This window comes from Sorangium sp. So ce381, assembly GCF_051473845.1.
Lineage (GTDB): Bacteria > Myxococcota_A > Polyangia > Polyangiales > Polyangiaceae > Sorangium > Sorangium atrum.
The window spans coordinates 8,468,896-8,487,474 of the sequence record NZ_CP150336.1 but is presented as its reverse complement, the minus strand read 5'-3'; the positions used below and the strand labels follow the sequence as shown (position 1 = coordinate 8,487,474).

At 72.7% G+C, this 18,579-nt stretch carries 15 protein-coding genes and 1 riboswitch; of the genes, 11 read left to right on the top strand and 4 right to left on the bottom strand.

What is annotated here, in order from left to right:
- Positions 1–527 precede the first annotated feature (527 nt).
- The 6 genes from WMF29_RS31540 (at position 528) to WMF29_RS31515 (ending at position 7,553) form a co-directional block, all read left to right on the top strand.
- On the top strand, positions 528–1,871 hold the full coding sequence (locus tag WMF29_RS31540) for a pectate lyase family protein (protein WP_437323838.1): 1,344 nt from the start codon (positions 528–530) through the stop codon (positions 1,869–1,871).
- Positions 1,872–2,032: 161 nt separating this feature from the next.
- A riboswitch (guanidine-III (ykkC-III) riboswitch) is annotated at positions 2,033–2,098 on the top strand.
- A gap of 21 nt (positions 2,099–2,119) precedes the next feature.
- On the top strand, positions 2,120–2,437 hold the full coding sequence (sugE, locus tag WMF29_RS31535; protein ID WP_272094762.1) for a quaternary ammonium compound efflux SMR transporter SugE: 318 nt from the start codon (positions 2,120–2,122) through the stop codon (positions 2,435–2,437).
- Positions 2,438–2,491: 54 nt separating this feature from the next.
- Positions 2,492–3,517 carry a dipeptidase gene (locus tag WMF29_RS31530; protein ID WP_437323837.1) on the top strand — a complete coding sequence of 342 codons (1,026 nt, stop codon included), beginning with the start codon at positions 2,492–2,494 and terminating at the stop codon, positions 3,515–3,517.
- A gap of 80 nt (positions 3,518–3,597) precedes the next feature.
- Entirely contained in the window at positions 3,598–4,362 is a 765-nt protein-coding gene (locus WMF29_RS31525; RefSeq protein ID WP_437323836.1) for a class I SAM-dependent methyltransferase, read from the top strand.
- A gap of 48 nt (positions 4,363–4,410) precedes the next feature.
- Positions 4,411–5,661: an NAD(P)/FAD-dependent oxidoreductase gene (locus tag WMF29_RS31520; RefSeq protein ID WP_437323835.1), complete on the top strand. Its 1,251-nt coding sequence runs from the start codon at positions 4,411–4,413 to the stop codon at positions 5,659–5,661.
- Between the two features lie 113 nt (positions 5,662–5,774).
- Positions 5,775–7,553 (top strand): protein kinase domain-containing protein, encoded by a 1,779-nt coding sequence (locus tag WMF29_RS31515; RefSeq protein WP_437323834.1) that lies wholly within the window; start codon positions 5,775–5,777, stop codon positions 7,551–7,553.
- Positions 7,554–7,583: 30 nt separating this feature from the next.
- On the opposite strand, the gene WMF29_RS31510 is transcribed toward WMF29_RS31515, so the two are convergent.
- Genes WMF29_RS31510 through WMF29_RS31500 form a run of 3 tightly spaced genes read right to left on the bottom strand, consistent with a single transcriptional unit; the run spans position 7,584 to position 11,538 of the window.
- Positions 7,584–8,447, bottom strand: coding sequence for a hypothetical protein (locus WMF29_RS31510; protein ID WP_437323833.1), 864 nt, complete (start codon positions 8,445–8,447; stop codon positions 7,584–7,586).
- A 2-nt stretch (positions 8,448–8,449) separates the two neighbouring features.
- Complete coding sequence (locus tag WMF29_RS31505) at positions 8,450–9,334, bottom strand: hypothetical protein (RefSeq protein WP_437323832.1); 885 nt, start codon at positions 9,332–9,334, stop codon at positions 8,450–8,452.
- A gap of 8 nt (positions 9,335–9,342) precedes the next feature.
- Positions 9,343–11,538 (bottom strand): TonB-dependent receptor, encoded by a 2,196-nt coding sequence (locus WMF29_RS31500; RefSeq protein WP_437323831.1) that lies wholly within the window; start codon positions 11,536–11,538, stop codon positions 9,343–9,345.
- A 332-nt stretch (positions 11,539–11,870) separates the two neighbouring features.
- Here WMF29_RS31500 and WMF29_RS31495 point away from each other — a divergent pair, with 332 nt between their 5' ends.
- Genes WMF29_RS31495 through WMF29_RS31485 form a run of 3 tightly spaced genes read left to right on the top strand, consistent with a single transcriptional unit; the run spans position 11,871 to position 14,823 of the window.
- Entirely contained in the window at positions 11,871–12,857 is a 987-nt protein-coding gene (locus tag WMF29_RS31495; RefSeq protein ID WP_437323830.1) for an MbnP family copper-binding protein, read from the top strand.
- A gap of 5 nt (positions 12,858–12,862) precedes the next feature.
- A complete protein-coding gene (locus WMF29_RS31490) occupies positions 12,863–14,131 on the top strand; it encodes an MbnH family di-heme enzyme (protein WP_437323829.1) in 1,269 nt (422 codons plus the stop codon).
- Complete coding sequence (locus tag WMF29_RS31485; protein WP_437323828.1) at positions 14,128–14,823, top strand: hypothetical protein; 696 nt, start codon at positions 14,128–14,130, stop codon at positions 14,821–14,823. The genes WMF29_RS31490 and WMF29_RS31485 overlap by 4 nt, the downstream gene beginning before the upstream one ends.
- A 42-nt stretch (positions 14,824–14,865) precedes the next feature.
- On the opposite strand, the gene WMF29_RS31480 is transcribed toward WMF29_RS31485, so the two are convergent.
- Positions 14,866–15,849 (bottom strand): hypothetical protein, encoded by a 984-nt coding sequence (locus WMF29_RS31480; protein ID WP_437323827.1) that lies wholly within the window; start codon positions 15,847–15,849, stop codon positions 14,866–14,868.
- A 207-nt stretch (positions 15,850–16,056) separates the two neighbouring features.
- Here WMF29_RS31480 and WMF29_RS31475 point away from each other — a divergent pair, with 207 nt between their 5' ends.
- A complete protein-coding gene (locus tag WMF29_RS31475) occupies positions 16,057–16,746 on the top strand; it encodes a hypothetical protein (protein ID WP_437323826.1) in 690 nt (229 codons plus the stop codon).
- Positions 16,747–16,800: 54 nt separating this feature from the next.
- A complete protein-coding gene (locus WMF29_RS31470; protein WP_437323825.1) occupies positions 16,801–18,579 on the top strand; it encodes an OmpA family protein in 1,779 nt (592 codons plus the stop codon).

The following is an 18,579-nucleotide window of genomic DNA, read 5'->3' as shown; positions in this document are numbered from 1 at the left end:
TCTCCCCGTCTCCCTGTGAATTGTTCCGACCAATTCGAGGCGATGATTCAGGTCGCGGGGGGCGCTTCGGCGTTTCATGAGCCCGCTCGTGCGCTGCTCGTGCAGGATAACCAACCTCGCTTCGTCTGGCGACATGGAATTTCCAGGTCGATTTTGATGTGCCCTGTCGCACAGGTTGGCAATTGGCGATTGCCATCGATGAATCGAGTCCTGTAGGGTCATCACAGTACGGCTTGCGGTTGAGAGCGCCGGTCGAGACCTCCTGCGCCAGGCAGCCGAGGGCGGGCCCATCGCGTCGCTGCTCCGCGTCGCCCTGCTTCATCAGGGCACATCGTCGCGCCCAGCGCCGCGCCCACCCTGGGCTTCCTTGTTCGATCCGGTCTTGTTCGGCGCCTGATACGTACGAAAGGGGAACGAGACACATGGCATACCTTCCCACTTGTTCTTCCATTGGCGCACAGGTGATTCGCCGCTTCGGCTGCGCGATCGCCGCGGTTTCTGCGTTTTCTGCGTTCACTGCGATATCGATGCCAGCCAGCGCGCTCCCGTCGTTTCCGGGGGCAGAGGGCTTTGGCGCCGTCGCGACCGGCGGGCGCGGCGGGCGCGTCATCAAGGTCACCAACCTGCGCACGAGCGGGTCGGGGAGCCTCCAGGCGGCCCTCGACGCGAGCGGGCCTCGCATCATCGTCTTCGACGTGAGCGGCGTGATCGAAGGGGATGTCCTCATCCGGAACGGCGATGTGACGATCGCGGGCCAGACGGCGCCAGGCGCGGGCATCACCATCCACGGTCGTTTGACCGCGAAGTACTCCACCGCGGTCAACAACATCGTCGCACGGTTCTTGCGTGTCCGGCCCGTGTACGACGGCTCGGCCGGAGAGCAGTTCGACGCGACGCAGATCTCGCGGAACTCGAAGGTGATGCTCGATCACATGTCGATCTCCTGGGGCGTCGACGAGACCCTGGACCTCTATGAGGCAGATGACGTCACGGTCCAGTGGTCGACCATCGAGTCGTCGTCGACCACGGGGCATCCAGAGGGGATGCATAATTATGGTCTCATCAACGGCCCTGATGGCCACCGGATCACGCTCCACCACAACCTGTTCGCCCACCACAAGGCGCGTTGCCCCGCGGTCGCGAACGGCCCGGCCGACATCCTCAACAACGTGGCCTACAACGTGAGGCACGGGTTCGTGCACCACAACCCGGCGACCGGCCACTTCAACATCGTGGGCAACACGTACATCAAGGGGCCGAGCGATCAGCTGATCCCGTTCTACTTCGACGACAGCGCCGGCGCGGGGCTCAAGTACTTCCTCGGCGACAACTACATCGATGATCCCGGGAAGTTCACGGGCACCGTCGAGAACCCCTGGAAGCAGCCGTACCTCCACCCGAGCTTCAGCAAGCTCAACAAGCCGGAGTCGTACCGCTCGGCGACGCAGTTCAATTTCACGCGGGAGGTCCCGGGGTACATCCCGGTGACGACGCAGCGCGCGCAGGACGCGTATCGGCTCGTCGTCGCGCAGGCGGGCGCGCTGCCGCGCGACGTGGTGACGAAGGGCGTCTTCAAGAACATGGAGCGCCGCGACGGCTCGTGGGGCGCCCGCTACGTGAACAACCTGATGGACGGGCTCAGCCCGGGGACGGCCCCCGCGGACGCCGATCGCGACGGGATGGCGGACGCGTGGGAGCGGGCGCACGGCCTCAGCTCGTCGAACGCGAACGACCACACCAAGGTGATGCCGTCCGGGTACACAGCGATCGAGGAGTACATCAACGAGCTCGCCGCCGCGCTGATCAACAAGGCAGCGGGCAGCTCCGCGATGCTCCCGGACGAGGGGGAAATCGAGGAGCAGATCGAGTAGCGAGCCCCAGCAGCGCGCGATCGCGAGGCCGCGGCCTGGTCCAGCGTACCGCGCCGCTCCGCCCAGCGAAGCGGGAGCGGCGGCGACGGTGCGGCCTCGCGACGCGGCGCGGCGCCGGCCTGCCTGTTGCGTAGGCCGTCGCCCCTGCTAGGTTCCCCGCGGCGCTCGTTCAGACAGAGCGTCCCGGACGAGACGCGCCGTACCCGGTCAGGATAAGACGACGCAGCCGCATCACGAGGAGAGTCGTCATGTCCTGGCTGGCGTTGCTCCTGGCAGGCCTGCTCGAGGTCTGCTGGGCTATCGGTCTTAAGTACACACACGGCTTCACGCGCCCGTTGCCGACGGCGCTCACGGTGGGCGCGATCATCACGAGCATCGCGCTCCTCGAGACCGCCTCGCGGACCTTGCCCATCGGCACGGCGTACGCCGTCTGGGTCGGCATCGGCGCGTTCGGGGCGGCGATCGCGGGCATCCTCCTGTTCGGCGAGCCCGCAACGGCCGCGAGGCTCGGTTTCCTCGCGCTGCTCGTCGTGTCCATCCTCGGCCTCAAGCTGGCGAGCCCCTGAGCCCTCGTCGCCCGGCGCGCGACCGGACGCCTCGGGTCGACTAGCCTTCCCTCCATGCACGGAACCCCGGAAGCCCGAGCCCTGCACGCGCAGTACCCCGCCATCGATCTCCACGCCGACAGCCTCATGTGGGCGCGCTGGGTCGGTTACGATCTGCAGGAGCGGCACGAGCCGCCGCTGCCGCTCGCGGCCCTCGGCGGGCACGTCGACGTCCCGCGGCTCCGCGAGGGCGGCGTCGGCGCGCAGTTCTTCGGGCTGGTCTCGTTGCCCATCGGGCAGCGGCGCGGGCTCGCCGCCGTCGTCGAGGAGCAGATCGATCTCCTGGAGCAGGCCGTCCGCGCGCGGCCCGGCCGCCTCGTGAAGGCGCTCACGGCCGAGGACATCGAGGCGGCGAGGGCCGGCGGCGCCGTTGCGGCGCTGCTCGGCGTCGAGGGGGCGCACGCGCTCGAAGGCGACCTCGACACCCTCGCTCGCTTCGCGCGGCGCGGCGTGCGCTACCTCGGGCTCTGCCACTTCAGCGCCAACGAAGCGTGTTATCCCGCCTACGGCAGCGGCCGGAGGGATGGTGAAGGCCTCACCGCCTTCGGCCGTGAGGTCGTGCGCCTCGCCGAGGACCTCGGCGTCATCGTCGATCTCGCGCACATCAACCGGGCTGGCTTCCTCGACGCATGCGCGCTCGCCCGCCGGCCACCCATGGTCAGCCACACGGGTATCGCCGGCGCGTTCGAGCACTGGCGCAACATCGATGACGACCAGCTCCGCGCCCTCGCCGACCGCGGCGGGTGCGCCGGGATCATCTTTTGTCCGCTTTATCTCGGCGGAAACGGGCTCGCGCCCGTCGTCAAGCACCTCGTGCACATCATCAACGTTGCCGGCGAGGACACGCCCGCGCTCGGATCCGATTGGGACGGTTTCATCATTCCCACACGCGAGCTGCGTGATGCGGCCCATCTTCCGCTCTTGACGGATGCGCTGCTGCGAGCTGGCTTGAGCGAGCGTGTGATCGCCAAGGTGCTTCGAGAGAACGTGATGCGCATTTTGAGCGACAACCCGCTTCCAACACGGCTCCCGGTTGCGTAGCCTCTCTCGACGGGCCGTCGGGGTGGGTGGTCCCTCCGGCGCTGCGCGAGATCCTCCTTAACGCGGAGCGGATGCAGGCCATGACTCTCCATCGCCTCGCTGCACAGGGCTACGCGACTGCAGCGGATGCTTATGAGAAGGGGCGCCCGGACTACCCGCGCGGCGCGATCGAGCTCCTGCGCGACACGCTCCGCATCGACGCGACGAGCACGGTGCTCGATCTCGGCGCCGGCACCGGCAAGCTCACGCGCCTCCTGGTGCCCACGGGCGCGCGGCTGCTCGCGCTCGAGCCGGTCGAGGGGATGCGCCGCAAGCTGGGTCAGATGGTCCCGTCCGCCATCGCGCTCGATGGGGTCGCCGAGGCCATCCCCTTGCCCGAGACATCGGTCGACGCCGCGGTCGCCGCGCAGTCGTTCCACTGGTTTCACGGCGATCTCGCGCTCGCCGAGATCCACCGCGTGCTCCGGCCGAGAGGGCGCCTCTCCCTGCTCTTCAACCTGCGCGACGAGCGCGTCGACTGGGTCGCCCGCATCTCCCACGTCCTCGACCGCCACGGCCGGGATGCCCCGATACACAGGTTCGGCGCCTGGCGCCGGACGTTCTCCGACTCTCGCCTCTTCGCGCCGCTCGGAGAGCACGAGTTCACCCATACGCAGGAGCTCGACCTCGACGGGCTGCTCGAGCGCGTCGCGTCGATCAGCTACATCTCGGCGCTCCCGCTGCAGGAGCGGTATGCGGTCCTGAACGAGATCCGGGAGCTGGCCGCGACCCACCCGGACCTCGCGGGGAAGAGCGTGTATCTCTTCCCCTACCGGACGCTGGTGCCCCTGTACGAGCGGCGCTGAGCGTCCGCGAGCCCGCCGACGGGGGCGCCGTGCTAGAGCGGCCCCCGCATGGCGGCGCATGAAGTCGTGATCGTCGGAGGCGGGCCGGCGGGCGTGAGCACGGCGCTCTTCCTCGCCCACCATCGCCCGGCCCTCGCCGACAGGATCGTGGTGCTCGAAAAAGAGCGCTACCCGCGGGACAAGTCCTGCGCGGGCGGCCTCGGCGAGCGAGCGGACAGGGCGCTGTCGGCGATCGGGGTGACGATCGACGTGCCCTCGGTGGTGGTGCACGGCATCAGCGCGGCCTTCCAGGCCGGCGAGGTCGCGCTCCGCGAGGGGAACATCGGCCGCGTCGTCCGGCGCGTCGAGTTCGATCGCGCGCTCGCGCTCGCCGCGCGGGCGCGGGGCGTGCGCATCGTCGAGGGGGCGCGGGTGACCGGCGCCACGCTGAGCGAGCGCGGCGCCCGCGTCGAGAGCTCGGCCGGGGTCTTCGACGGCCGCGTCGTCGTCGGCGCGGACGGCGTCGGCAGCGTCGTCCGCCGCGCGATGGGGCTGCCGTTCGGCAGGCTGCGCGCGCAGGCCGTCGAGGTCGACACCGAGCCCGTCGCCAGGGACCGGGCGCGCGATCTCCTGCACTTCGAGATGCGGGATCGCTCGTTCGCCGGCTACCTGTGGGACTTCCCCACAATCGTCGACGGGCGCGAGCTCGTCTGCCGGGGGGCCTACGTGCTGCACGAGGGCGCGCTCGGCATGGCGCGCCCCGCGCCCGACGCCGAGCGCGTGCTCCGGAGCAGGCTCGAGGCGCTCGGCCTCGACCCGGACCGCTACCGGCGAAAGCGCTTCGCCGAGCGAGGCCTCGACCAGCGGGCCGTGATCGCGCGGCCCGCCGCCCTGCTCGTCGGCGAGGCCGCGGGCATCGATCCGATGCTGGGAGAGGGGATCGCCCAGGCGATCGCGTACGGGGCCCTCGCGGGCGAGTACCTCGCCGAGAAGCTCGAGGCCCGCGATCTCGGGTTCCACGACTGGGGCCGGCGCGTCGAGCGATCGCTGCTGGGCCTCGATCTGCGCTTCCGGCGCCGGGTGATGCGCGCCTTCTACGGCGCGCCGCGGGAGCGCGTCGAGCGTTACCTCCTCGGCGAGCCGTCGTTCCTGCGCTTCGGCGTCCGGCACTTCGCCGGCAGAGCCCAGCCGGCGCGCGACGCGCTCCGCGCCGCGGCGACGGGCGCGCTTGTCGCGGGCCGGATCGGGATCGAGCGCCTCGTCGCGTCGCTCCCGCCGCGCGCGCGCAGCGCCGGCAGCGGCGACGGCGCGCGCGCCTGACGAGACAGCGAGACAGCGAGACAGCGAGACAGCGAGGCGGGCCGTGCGCGCCGCGCGCCGCGCCCGTGAGCCCCGACACCCCCGCGACGGCCACCATGCTAGCATCGCCCTCCATGGTCGCGCCGTTCCAGCCGGCGGTCGGGATGCTCTTCGGAGAGTTCCGGATCGTTCGGCCCCTCAGCGCCGGGGGCATGGGGGCCGTGTACATCGCCGAGCAGGCGAGCACTGGCAAGCTGCGGGCCCTCAAGCTCATGCACCCGCAGCTCTGCGCGGACGCCCGGCTGCGCGAGCGCTTCGAGCAGGAGGCGCGCGTCGGCGCGCTGGTGGAGAGCGATCACGTCGTGCAGGTGATCGGCGCCGGCGTGGACGCGGCCAGCGGCGTGCCCTGGCTCGCGATGGAGCTGCTCGAGGGGGAGGACCTCTCGCAGCGCATGAGGCGCAGCGGGCTGCTCCCGGCGCAGGACGTTCACGAGATCTTCCGGCAGCTCTGCCACGCGCTCGGCGCCGCCCACCGGGCGGGCGTCGTCCACCGGGACATGAAGCCGCAGAACGTGTTCCTCGCGAAGACGCAGAGCGCGACGGCGCGCTGGTCGGTCAAGGTCCTCGACTTCGGCATCGCGAAGATCGCCGCGGAGGCGAGCACGATGGCGACCGCGTCGCTCGGCACGCCCCTCTGGATGGCGCCCGAGCAGACCGACGCGCGCGGGCAGATCTCGCCGGCGACCGACGTGTGGGCGCTCGGGCTGATCGCGTTCGCCCTGCTCACCGGGCGCATGTACTGGCGCGCCGCGAACGACCCGATGGGCACCGCGATGCCGGTGCTGCTCCGCGAGATCCTCTTCGAGCCGATCGACCCGGCGTCGGTGCGCGCGACCGCGCTCGGGCGCGCCGGCTGTATCGTGCACCCGTTCGACGCCTGGTTCGCGCGCTGCGTCGCCCGGGAGCCGTCGCAGCGCTTCCAGACGGCGCAGGAGGCCTTCGACGCGCTCGGCCCGGCGCTCTTCGTCGACCCGCGCAGCGTGCGCGCCGCCGGCGCCGCGATCTCGGTGGTGCCGCTCGGCGCCGCGGCGGCGATCACCTCGGCGGGGTCTGCCTCGCGCCTGTCGATGACGGGACCGACCGAGGTGGCCTCGGACGCGCGGCGCGCGCCGTCGTCGCCCGCCGGTGCGGGCGCATCGTCGGCACCCGCCGGCGCGGGCGCATCGTCGGCACCCGCCGGTGCGGGCGCATCGTCGGCACCCGTCAGCGCGCGCCCCCCGTCGACGCCCGCGCCCGTCCTGGCGAGCAGCGGGCCGGTGGAGGCCCCTCCCAGGCCTGCGCGGCGGGGGCCGATGCTCCTCGCGTGCGGCCTGGCCGGCGCCTTCGCGATGGCGGCGATCGCCTTTTACGCCGGCCGCGCGCAGAGCGACGTCCGGATGGTGCAGCGCCTGCCGGTGCCGGCGCACCCGACGGTGGTCAACCCGGGCCGCGGCGACGCGCGCTCACCGGCGCTGGCGGGCGACGCGAGCGAGCGGCAGCCGTCGCCGGGCCCTCGCGACGCTCCGGTGCCGGCGCCCGCGCAGAGGTCTCCGCGCCCCATGCGCGAAGGCGGCACCACGCCGGCGGCGACGGCGATCGCGGCGAGGCCGTTCGATCGCGGCGCGGCCCACGCGGCGCTGCAAGCGAAGGCCGACACCGCGCGGATCCACTGCAAGGGCAAGGCGGGGCCGAAGGCGGTGACGGCGCGGGTGTTCTTCAACCCCGCGGGCGCAGTGCAGCGCATCTCGATCGAGCCGCAGGTCGCGATGACCCCGGCCGGGGGCTGCGTGCAGATGCTGCTCGGCTCCGCGCGGGTGCCGGCGTTCGCCGGGAGCGAGCTCCAGGACGTCACGACGACGGTCGGGATCGAGTGATCGCCGCGGGCGAGCGCGCGGCCGGACCCGTCAGGGGCCTTCGGAGACGCACTCGCCCTCGCCGCGGTAGTGCCCGATCGTGCGCGAGAGCGCCGCGACGAACGCGCCGAGATCATTGATGTCTCCGGCGCTGCCCGTCCCGTAGGTGCCCTCCTCGATCGCGACGAGGCGCACCGCGGCGAGCTCCTCCAGGGTGACGGCCCCGTCGTCGTCGGCGTCCGCGGCGGCGATGGGCGCGAACCGGCGCGCGGCGGTCGCGGCCTGCAGGTCGTCGTAGAAGAAGTGGTCGCCGTGGATGGTGAGCTCCACGTCGTCGGTGCCGCCGTTCGTGACGAGGACGCCCTCGGTCTCCTTGCCGGCCTTGTCGCCCTTGCAGTCGGCGTAGCGCGTCGCGAGCGAGAAGGTCCAGTCGAGGCGCTTCTCGACCTCGCCGCCGTCACCGCTCTTCCGCGCGATCGCCTCGATGTGCACGGACGCCCCCGCCGCGAGCATGAGCGCCTTGTCCTCCGCCGTCGCGCCCTCGAGCGCGGTGTCAGCGTCCACCGGCCCGATCTCGTAGGAGACGGCCTCCCAGGGCTTCGCCTCGAGGTCGTCGAAGGTCACCACGGGCTTCGCGCCGGCCTTCGTGTGGTCGAACAGGATCGAGCCCTGCATGCGCGCTCCGACGTTCCCCTCGCGATCGGCGACGGTGACGTTCCGGACGACGAACAGGAACTTCTCGTACTGGATGCTCCAGCCGTCCGCGAGATCCGCGGCCGGGATCTCCTGCTCGATGTAGTCCTCTCCCCACGTCGAGAACGTCACGCTCCCGGCCCCAGGCTCGCCTTCGCCGCAGCCGGCGAGCGCCGCCGCGGCGAGCGCCGCCGCCACCCCCATTCGTCTCGTGGTCCTCATCCTCATTCTTTCTCCTCCGCGGAGCCGGGCGCGAACGAGAGCGCGTAGGCCGTCCCCTTCTTGAGGCCGCGCGTGAAGCCGCGCTGGGCCTCGCTCTCGGGCTCCAGGTCGACCGGCGCGCCGTCGTCGCTCGCGGCGACGGCCTCGAAGTCGACCTGATCGAGCCAGACCGTCGGCTTCACGACGAGCGTGACGACGCCGGGCCCGTCGAGGAAGACCTCCTCGAAGACGCACCCCTCCACCGACGGCTCGCCGGTCGCGTCGTCGAGGACGTCGGCGGCCAGCGCGCGCGCGCGGAACACCCGCGCGAGCTCGCCCTTCTCGGCGCGGCCCTCCACGGCGACGACGTGCCCGTCGAGCGCCGCGGCGAGCGGGCCTGAGGGCGGCGCGCCGAACGTGAAGCGCGCGGATCGCACGACGCCGCTCACGGCGTCCGCGTCCGCGAGCGCCGTCGTCCCCTGCAGCAGGTCGACCGACGTCGGCTGCGTCATCTGGCCCCTCGCCTCGCCGGCCTGGTAGTGGCCCGGGTGCGCGTGCGCCTCGGGCACGGCCCACCGGGCGAGCCGCTCGAGCAGCGAGGGGCCGCCGGCCGGCGAAGGCCGCCGCGCCGTGAACGGGGCGCCCTCGAAGTAGTGGAGCGACCCGATCGCCAGGTGCGCCTTCGACAGCGTGATGGTCCAGCCGAGCGCGTTCGTGAACGGCGCGACCGACGCCGCGTCGGGCGCGATCTGCGTCGCGAGGGTCAGGCGCTTGCCGGAGGTCGCGGCGTCGCCTCCGGCGCCGCAGCCGGCGGCGAGCGCGCCCGCCGCGAGCGCCGCGGCGAGGCGCCCCGCCGCGGCGAGGGCGGCGCGCCGGCGGGATCGGGTCTGTGCGGTGGTGGATGTCATCGAGGACCTCAGCCGATGTAGAGGGAGAGCAAAGCGAGGAAGCTGCGCGGGGCGCCGACCGTCACGTGCCGCGCGGGGAGGAGGTCGGGCGCCGCGCCGCGGGTGAAGCTCGAGGGGTAGACGAACTCGCCGTCGAACCACGACGCGTCGAGGAGGTTGTAGACGTCGAGCCCGAGCTCGACGCGGTGGTAGCGGACGTGCGCCGTCACGTCGGTGACGAGCGCGTCGTGGCCGACCTCTCCGAACGGCAGGGGGCGGCCGTGGAGCAGCGTCACGCCCGCGCCGGCGCGGGCCTCGAGGCGCCGGCCGAAGAGCGCGCCGAGGCGCGGCGTCACCGCGAGATCGGCGCGGGCGACGACCTGGGGCACGAAGGGGAGGAGATCGCCCGCCGCGTAGCGCCCGCCGGACGCCGTGAAGGCGGCCCGGGTGTACGTCAGGCCGACGCTCGACACGAGCCACGGCGCCGGGTGCGCCACCGCGTCGATGGCCACCCCGGTGCGGGCCGTGGCGGGCACGGGCTCGTTGCGGGCGGTCGCCTCGTCGAAGACGAGATCGTCGCTGAGGCGCGTGTGGAACAGCGCCGCCGACGCCCGCACACGCTCGTCGGCGTAGCGGAGCCCGGCCTCGGCGGAGAGCACGCGCGTGAAGGGGGTCCGCTCGCCGTCGCCGAGGCTGCGCGCCTGGGGCGAGCGGAACCCCTGGCCCACGCTGGCGAGCGCGCGGAGCCCGGGGAGCAGCGCCACGTCGACCGTGCCCTTGCCGCCCACGTGGACGCCCAGCGCGCTGCGCGCCTGCGCGCCCTGGCCGATGTCGTCGACGACCTGGTACGCGAGGCCGTCGGCGCGCAGCCCGCCGCGCAGCGTGATCCGCCGCGCCGGCCGGATCGACGCGTCGAGGTAGCCGGCGATGTTGGTCGCGCGGACCTCCGCGTCGACGAGCGTGGCGGTCGGCCTGTCGTCGACGGCCGCGAGGCGCCGCTGCGACTGCTCGATCCAGTCGGTGCGCGCGACGACGCCCGCCTCGAACGTGTCGCGGTCGGAGAGCAGCGGGAAGGTGAGCCTGTACGACGCGGTGGCGCCCGCCGTGATCGTCTCGTTGAGCTGCTGGGTGGCGTCGCCGTTCGTGGGATCCGCGAGGTACCCGGTGAAGTTCGAGCGCAGCCGGAGCGAGCGCAGCACGACGAACGGCGTGAGCGAGAGGCCCTCCCCGCGGGCGGCGCCGTCGCCCGAGCCGCGCAGATCGACGACGAGCTGCGCGCGCGACGAGTCGCCGCCCTGATCGGGATCGTACGAGGCGAAGCGGTCGACCTTGCCCGACTCGATGTCGCAGAGGCGCAGGACGCCGGCGGAGCCGCAGCGGGAGGCGAACGCCGACGCCATCACCCGGGCGGAGACGCCGGCGAGCGGCCGGTAGACGGCCTGCGCGACGAGCGACGCCCGGCCGGCGGCGCGGGCGGGCCCGAAGCCGTCGGTCCCGTACGCCTCGAAGGCCGCGAACGTGGCGTCGTCCGCGTCCTCGGGGTGGTAGGCGAGGAAGAGCCGGCGCGCGCCGAAGGAGCCCGCGGAGGCGGTGGCGGTGATCCCCGGCTCGCCGTACGCGAGATCGAAGCGCATCGTCCCGGCGACCGCGAAGTCGCCCTGGCGCGGGTCGTACGACCCCGGCTGCGCGCGGAGCTCGCCGATCACCTCCGGCATCACGAAATGGAGATCGGTGTAGCCCTGGCCGTGGACGTTCGAGACCTCGTTGACCGGCGCGCCCGCGACCCAGACCTCGAGGTCCTGCCCGTGGACCGCGTCGAAGCCGCGGAAGAAGATCTGGTGCGCCTTGCACTCGCCGCTGTGCTGGGAGGTGAACACGCCCGGCACGAGCTGCAGCACGTCGCTCGCCGTCCGGTGGGGCGCGGCCCGGATCTCCGCCTGCCCGCGCACCGACTCCGAGGCGCTGCGCGGCGGCGCGGCGCCCTGCACCACGACCGTGATGGGCGCGGCGTCGGGCACGGGCGCCGCTCCGCCCGCTGCGCCGGAGACGGGCGCCGCTGCGCCGGCGCTGCCGGAGGCATCGCCGCCCACCGAGGTTGCCGCTTCGGCCGCGGGCGGAGCCGCGGCGCCGGCGCGTGCAGGCGCCGCGCTGTCGCCGGCGCGTGCAGGCGCGGCGGACACGATGAGAAGAAGCAGCGGGAACGCCGTGCTCAGGGAACGGACCACAGGTGGGCCGGTCAGTAGCACGATTTTCTCAATTCGTGTTATCGTGCGGATGCGTACGCTCGCCTGGTGGGCGCGCCGGCGGTTTGGTCGACGTCGCAGGCGGCGAACGCGGTCGTGCGGTCGTGCGGTCGTGCGGTCGTGCGGTCGTGCGGTCGTCGTCGGCGTCGTTGTCTGCTGGCCGTCGAAGATTGCTCCGGGGCCGTCCGCGAGCCCTCTTCCGACGCTGGATCGACTCGCGCTCTCGGGCGGATCGCGATAGCGACAACATGTCGCATTCAAACGAGGGGCGACGCGGCCTATCGTGGCGCGCATCGTTCCTCGGGAGGACGCTCATGGAATCCGGTCTTCGTGCATCACGGCTCTGGTTCCCGCTGGTCGGGGCGGTGCTCGCGCTCATGGCGTGCGGCGACGATGATGTGGTGAACCCTCTCGACGGCGCGTCGGCCTCGACGGGCGTCGGTGGCGGCGGTGGGAGCGGCGGTGACGGCGGGGCTGGCGGTGGCGGCGGAGCGAGCGGCGGGGCTGACGGCGGCGGAGGGAGCGGCGGCGCCGAGACGATCGCTGTCGAGCTGCAGTTCGAAGGCCGCGTCCGCGACGAGGTGTTCTCTTGCAGCGAGACGTACGCTGTCGGCAGCGCCGCGACGGAGGTGGGGCTGAACGATTTCCGCCTCTACATCCACGACGTGCGCCTGCGCCGCGCGGACGGCGAGGAGGTGCCGCTCTCGCTCGAACAGGACGGGCTGTGGCAGGTCCAGGACGTCGCGCTGCTTGATTTCGAGGACCGATCGGGCACCTGCGCCAACGGGACGGAGGAGACGAACGGCGTGGTGCGCGGGACGGTCCCGGTCGGGGACTACGAGGGGCTGTCGTTCAAGCTGGGCGTCCCGTTCGACCTGAACCACGGCGACGCGTCGGTCGCGCCGTCGCCGCTCAACCTGACGGGGCTGTTCTGGAGCTGGAACGACGGGTACAAGTTCCTGCGCCTCGACAGCGTCTCCACGGCAGACGACAAACCGTTCCTCGTGCACATCGGGAGCACTGGCTGCGTCGCCGATGCGGGCGGCAAGGTGACCGCGTGCGATCACCCCAACATCGCCGAGATCGCCTTCCAGGACATCGACCCGCTCACGACGAAGGTGCTCGTCGACTATGCGGCGCTCGTCTCGGACAGCGACCTGTCGGCGAGCGCCGACGACATCCCCGGCTGCATGTCGGATCCGTCGGATTCGGAGTGTCTGCCGCTCTTCACCCATCTCGGCATCGACAGCACCGACGGCTCGCCGCGGCCCGACCAGCAGTCGTTCTTCAGGATAGAATAGGCGCCATGGCGATATTGGCTCCGATGACCGCTCTCCGCCGCTCTGCGATCTCCTCTGCCCTCGCCGCGCTCGCGGCCCTCTGCTGTGCCTGCGGCGACGGCGATCGGCTGCAAGGCGTCAGTGGGTCGACGGGGGAGGGCGCCGGTGGGTCGACGGGGGAGGGCGCCGGCGGCCAGGGCGGCGGCGGCGACGGGGGAGGCGGCGCGAGCGCCTACGCGTGGGGGCTGCCGACGGGCTTTCCGGTGCCCAAGGTCCCCGAGGACAACCCGATGTCGTCGGTGAAGGTCGAGCTCGGCAGGCGGCTATTCTACGACGTGCGCCTGTCCGGCAACCTCACGTACTCGTGCGCCTCGTGCCATCGCCAGGAGCTCGCGTTCACCGACCACCGCGCGAACGCCGAGGGCTCGACCGGCCAGCTGCACTCGCGAAGCTCGATGAGCCTGGCCAACGTCGCTTACCTCACGACGCTGACCTGGGCGAATCCGCTCGTCGACGCGCTCGAGGAGCAGGCGCTCCTCCCGATGTTCGGCGAGACGCCTGTCGAGCTCGGGCTCGCCGGCATGGAGGACGAGCTGCTGGAGCGGCTGCAGGGCGAGCCGGTCTACCAGGATCTCTTTCCCGAGGCCTTCCCCGGCGACGACGAGCCCCTCCGCCTCGCGAACATCACGAAGGCGATCGCGGCGTTCGAGCGATCGCTGCTCTCCTACCGCGCGCCTTACGACCGTTACCGGTACGGCGGCGACCCCTCCGGGATGTCCGACGCGGCGCTGCGCGGGATGGATCTCTTCTTCTCCGAGAAGCTGGAGTGCTTCCATTGCCACGGCGGCTTCAACCTGTCGGACTCGGTGGAGCACGACGGGACCACCTTCACGGAGGTGATGTTCCACAACACGGGGCTCTACAACATCGACGGCAACGGCGCTTACCCGGAGGGCAACGGGGGAGTCTACGAGATCTCCCACAAAGAGGCGGACATGGGCCGGTTCCGCGCGCCCACGCTGCGGAACATCGCCCTCACGGCGCCGTACATGCACGACGGCAGCATCGAGACGCTCGAGGGGGTGCTCGACCATTACGCCGCCGGAGGGCGCACGATCGAGGATGGCCCCAACGCCGGCGTGGGCAGCGAGAACAAGTTCAAGAGCGAGCTCATCAGCGGGTTCGATCTCACAGAAGAGGAGAGAGCGGACGTGATCGCCTTCTTGCAAACCCTGACGGACGACGAGTTTCTGAAGGACCCGCGCTTCGCGGATCCCTGGACGGAGGCGCCGTGAGCCGAAGGCCCTTCCTGAGCCGGGCGCTCCTCGTGCCCGTGCTGGCGGCGCTCGTATCGGCCGCGATGTACACCGGGGCGTGTGGCCACAGCCACGACCACACGTCGAGCGGGACGTCGTCGGACTCGAGCCTGGATGACGTCATCTTCGAGGGCGGCGCGACCGACGAGGCCCTGGAGGAGCTGCTCGCGGTGGACCCGAAGGACGAGCCCTCGCAGGGCACGGTGTTCGACGCGCCCGAGGACGGCGCGATGATCCCCGGCGACGCCGCGCCGGAGCTGACCTTCCATGTGGCGGGCGCGGCGCAGCGGACGACGCCTTGGGCCGCGCCGGATCTGCAGCTCGCGGCGGCCGCTGCGCCGGGGGCGCGGGAGCTCGCCGCGCCGGGGGCGTCGATCGCCGCGGAGCTCGGGGCGCTCCTTGGGCCGGCGCGCGCCGCCTGGGCTCACGGGACGCCCATCAACGGGCGCGCTTACTTCCTGGTCTTCACGACGGCGGAGCGCGAGCTGCTGCTCCGGGTGTTCACGACCAAGCTGAGCTACACGCCGGACGCGGCGGCCTGGGACAAGCTCCGCGCTGCCGGCGTACCGATCACGGTCAGCGTGATCAGCGCGCTGTTCGAGAACAACCGCATCGTGCAGGGCGGCGGTCCCTTCACGGGCGAGCCGGTCACCTTCACCATCCTGCCCTGAGGCCGTCGCGCGGCGCTCGGCGCGCGGCGCGGCGGTGCCGGCTCAGGACGAGCGGGGGAAGATGAGCGTGTACGAGCCCGGCGCGGGGTTGAAGAGCACCGCCTTGTCCGGCTGCTTCTCCCTGTCGAAGTGGGGATACCACGGCAGCGCTCGCCAGGACTCCGACTCCTTGATGAACTCGCGGACGATGAGATCGAGCTCCACGTACTTCCCGCCGGTGATCGCGGAGAGCTCCGGTCCGAAGCTCCAGCGCTCGCGCCCAGGGCGCGGGGCGACGTCGTTGTGCAGCGCCCCGCCGTAGGCGATCACCATCTTTCCCGCGGCGTCCTCGCGGCCGAGCAGCGCCTTCGCCTCGGCGGCCGTCTGGCGCGCGATCATCTCGAGCATGGCCGTCACCGCGTCCGGCCCCGCGCGCACGATGGCGTCGACCTCCTGGCAGGAGGGCGTGAGCTGGTGGGGCCGGATGCCGAGCCGCTTCGCCGCGTGGCCGAGCGCGAGGAACTCGTCCTGGTTCTGCGCCGCCTGGCCCTGCGTGACCGTCCGCTGCTCCGCCTCGACCCGCGCCACCTGCTCCTTCTTGCAGCGCGGATCCACGGCCCAGAGCTCGACGATCAGGTCGGATGCGCGGCCGGCGAGCGCCGGCAGGAAGAGCTCCGTGAAGCGCCGGGTCGTCGAGGGGATGCCCTCCGAGCCTCGCTGTGCGTGCGCCTCGCCCACCGCGAGCACGCGCGGGCCGCTCTCGAGGGCGTGGGCGAACGCCTGGGCCGGCGTATCGAAGGCGAGGCAGCCCAGCGCGCCGCAGGGCGCCGGCGCAGGGGAGGCCGCGGCCGCGGGGGCGGTGGCCTGCGCGGCGGGCGGCGGGGCGGCCGGGGGCGAGCTGGAACCCGAGGCGGCGGCGCTCGCGGAAGGAGCGCCGCCGGCCGGAGCGCTCGCGGAAGGAGCGCCGCCGGCCGGAGCGCTCGCGGAAGGAGCGCCGCAGGCGGCGAGGAAGGCCGCGGCCACCAGGGAGGTTCGCGGAGATCGCATGGGAGCATCTTAGCGGGCTCCGAGAGCTCCTGTTCGGCGCGGCGCCTCGGAGCAGCCGAGCGGCTCCCCGGCCGAGCCGCGGCCGCCCCGGCGCCCTCCCGAGGGCTACCCGCACCCACGGTGCTGACCCATGTTCCGCAGCGCGTGACGTGATGAGCGAGGGGCATCGTGTCCAGACGGAAGAGGAAACCCGGGGGAGCGAGCTCGGTGAGGCGTCGCGAGCGCGACGAAGCGTTACGAGAGCGCGATGACGAGCGAGCTCGGCCCGCAGAACGCGACACGCGGGGCACGCACGGAGAGGGGAGCTTCATCATGACCATGAGGACGAGCGGGCGGGCGGAGCAAGAAGCCGCCGCAGGACACGCAGAGTCCGCGATCACCAACAGCCTGGAGCAGGTGCGCGACATCCTGTGCGGCGCCCAGTTCCGCGAGCTCGCTCGCCGGCTCTCGCACACCGACGCTCAGGTCGCCGCCCAGGCGGAGGAGCTGCGGAGCGAAGCGCGACGGCGTCTGGACGTGCTGGAGGCGCACATGCGCAGGGAGATCGAGGCGCTCAACGCCTCGATCGAGGCCCAGCGCGTGGCCGCCGATGGCGCGCTCGGCAGCGTCGCGCGCGAGTCGCGGGAGGCGCTCGAGCTGATCGTGCAGCGGGTCCAGCGCCTGGAGGAGCTCGTGGCGCGCACGCAGCGCGAGCTCCGGCAGCAGCTGCTGGATCAGTCCAAAGCGTTCCTCGACGAGACGCGGCGCACGCGGAGCGAGCTCAGCGCGATGCTCGAGCGCGAGCTGGCCGCCGTGTGGGCCGACGGCGCCGACGTGATCGCGCCGGCGCCGCGCGAGGCGGCCGCGGAATCGGAGCGGTACCAGAAGGCGGAGCGCCGCTCGGACGAGGCCGCGTGAGGCGGTCGCGCCGCTCCGGCCGGCGGAGCGAGCGCGGCCGTGCGGAGAAGAACGATGCGAGAGCCGAGAGCGGGCCGCGGGGCGCCTCCGCCGAAACAGACACTCGAAGACCTCCGCCCCCTGCTCGTGGGCCCCGAGCAGCACCGGATCCAGCGGATCGAGGAGCGGCTCGACCAGTCGATGGTCGAGATGGTCGCGGGGGCGCTGCCCGAGGCGGTGATCGAGAGCCGCAAGAAGGGCGAGGCGCTCTCGTGGGCGCTGGAGCCGCTCCTCACCGGCGCGATCGAGGAGCGCGTGCGCCGGGACCCGGGATCGTTCGCGGACGCGATCTCCCCCGCCATGGGGCCGGCCATCCGCAAGGCCGTGCGCTGCGCTCTCCGGGCGATGATCCAGCGCCTCAACGAGGCGGCCGCCCTCGGCCTGTCCTGGCGGAGCATGCGCTGGCGCGTCGAGGCGCGCCGCACGGGGCGTCCCTTCGCGGAGGTGGTGCTTCTCCGCTCGATGGTCTACCGGACCGAGCAGCTCTTCCTCGTCCACCGCGGGACGGGGCTCGTCCTCGAGCACCTCAGCGCCGACGAGATCCCCTACAGGGATCCCGATCAGGTCACGGCGATGCTCACCGCCATCGACGCGTTCGCCCACGACGCGTTCCGGACCGACGCGCGGCTGGAGCGCTTCCGCGTCGGCGATCTGACAGGGTGGGTCGAGCACGGCCCGTCGGCGCTCCTCGTGTCCATCGTGCGCGGCGTGGCGCCGCCCGCGTACGGGCTCGTCCTGTGCGAGACGCTGGAGCGCGTCCACCTCGCGTACGGCGGTGAGCTCGCCGGCTTCCGCGGCGATCGGACGCCGTTCTCGGGCGCTCGCGAGCTGCTCTCGCGCTGCCTCCAGCAGCAGCGCCAGCCGGTCCCGCGCCGAGCTCGGGCCTTGCTCGCGGCGGCCGCGGTGCTGGCCGGGGTCGTCGCGATCGCGCTCGCCTTCCGGGTGCGCGCCTCGCAGGAGGATCAGCGCCGCTTCGAGGGCTGGGACGAGGCGCTGCAGCGCGAGCCCGGCCTGCTGGTCACCGCGGCGGAGCGGCGCGCCGGCCAGATCGCCTTCACGGGGCTCCGCGATCCGCTCGCCGCGGACCCGAGGGCCGTGCTCGAGCGCGGCGGCCCCGTGCCCCCGGCGGTCACCCTGCGCTTCGCGCCCTTCTATTCGCTCCACCCGGAGATCGTCGAGCGCAGGGTGGCGCGCATGCTGGAGCCGCCGCCCGGGGTCGCCTTGGCGCTGCGCGGCGGCGTCGTCGTGGCCAGCGGGGTCGCGCCCGAGCGCTGGATCGAGCGCGCGCGCTGGTCGGCGGCGGTGCTCCCGGGCGTCTCGGGGTTCGACGGCGAGCGCCTGACGGCCCAGGAGTCGATCGACCGCGCGCGCGCGGCGGCGCGGGCCCTCGAGGCGATGGAGCTCCTCTTCCGCCGCGGCGCCGCGCGGCTCTCCGGCGAGCAGGCCGCGCGCATCGACGCCATCGCGGCCGCGGCGCTGCGGCTGATCGCGCGCGCGCGCGAGGCCCGCATGACCGCCGACATCCGCGAGATCGGCTACGCGGACTCCGCCGGATCGGAGGCGTCGAATCGAGCGCTCAGCCAGGCGCGCGCGGAGCACGTCGCGGCCGAGCTCGTTGCGCGGGGCATCCCGGCGGATCGCCTGCGAGCGAGCGGCGGCGGACTGCGGCGTGAGGTCCTGCCCCCGTCCTGCTCCGGCGGCGCGGCCGGGGCCAGGTGCCTCGCCGGCGCGGACGAGCGCCGCGCGCGCAGCGTGATCTTCCTTGTGGACCTGCGCGCCGAGAGCAAGGACTGA

Bases quoted from the DNA above. Each gene is read 5' to 3' on its own strand.
- WMF29_RS31530 (WP_437323837.1), top strand. From the start codon at position 2,492: ATGCACGGAACCCCGGAAGCCCGAGCCCTGCACGCGCAGTACCCCGCC.
- sugE (WP_272094762.1), top strand. From the start codon at position 2,120: ATGTCCTGGCTGGCGTTGCTCCTGGCAGGCCTGCTCGAGGTCTGCTGG.
- WMF29_RS31515 (WP_437323834.1), top strand. From the start codon at position 5,775: ATGGTCGCGCCGTTCCAGCCGGCGGTCGGGATGCTCTTCGGAGAGTTC.
- WMF29_RS31495 (WP_437323830.1), top strand. From the start codon at position 11,871: ATGGAATCCGGTCTTCGTGCATCACGGCTCTGGTTCCCGCTGGTCGGG.
- WMF29_RS31505 (WP_437323832.1), bottom strand. From the start codon at position 9,334: ATGACATCCACCACCGCACAGACCCGATCCCGCCGGCGCGCCGCCCTC.
- WMF29_RS31510 (WP_437323833.1), bottom strand. From the start codon at position 8,447: ATGAGGACCACGAGACGAATGGGGGTGGCGGCGGCGCTCGCCGCGGCG.
- WMF29_RS31525 (WP_437323836.1), top strand. From the start codon at position 3,598: ATGACTCTCCATCGCCTCGCTGCACAGGGCTACGCGACTGCAGCGGAT.
- WMF29_RS31490 (WP_437323829.1), top strand. From the start codon at position 12,863: ATGGCGATATTGGCTCCGATGACCGCTCTCCGCCGCTCTGCGATCTCC.
- WMF29_RS31480 (WP_437323827.1), bottom strand. From the start codon at position 15,849: ATGCGATCTCCGCGAACCTCCCTGGTGGCCGCGGCCTTCCTCGCCGCC.
- WMF29_RS31470 (WP_437323825.1), top strand. From the start codon at position 16,801: ATGCGAGAGCCGAGAGCGGGCCGCGGGGCGCCTCCGCCGAAACAGACA.
- WMF29_RS31540 (WP_437323838.1), top strand. From the start codon at position 528: ATGCCAGCCAGCGCGCTCCCGTCGTTTCCGGGGGCAGAGGGCTTTGGC.
- WMF29_RS31520 (WP_437323835.1), top strand. From the start codon at position 4,411: ATGGCGGCGCATGAAGTCGTGATCGTCGGAGGCGGGCCGGCGGGCGTG.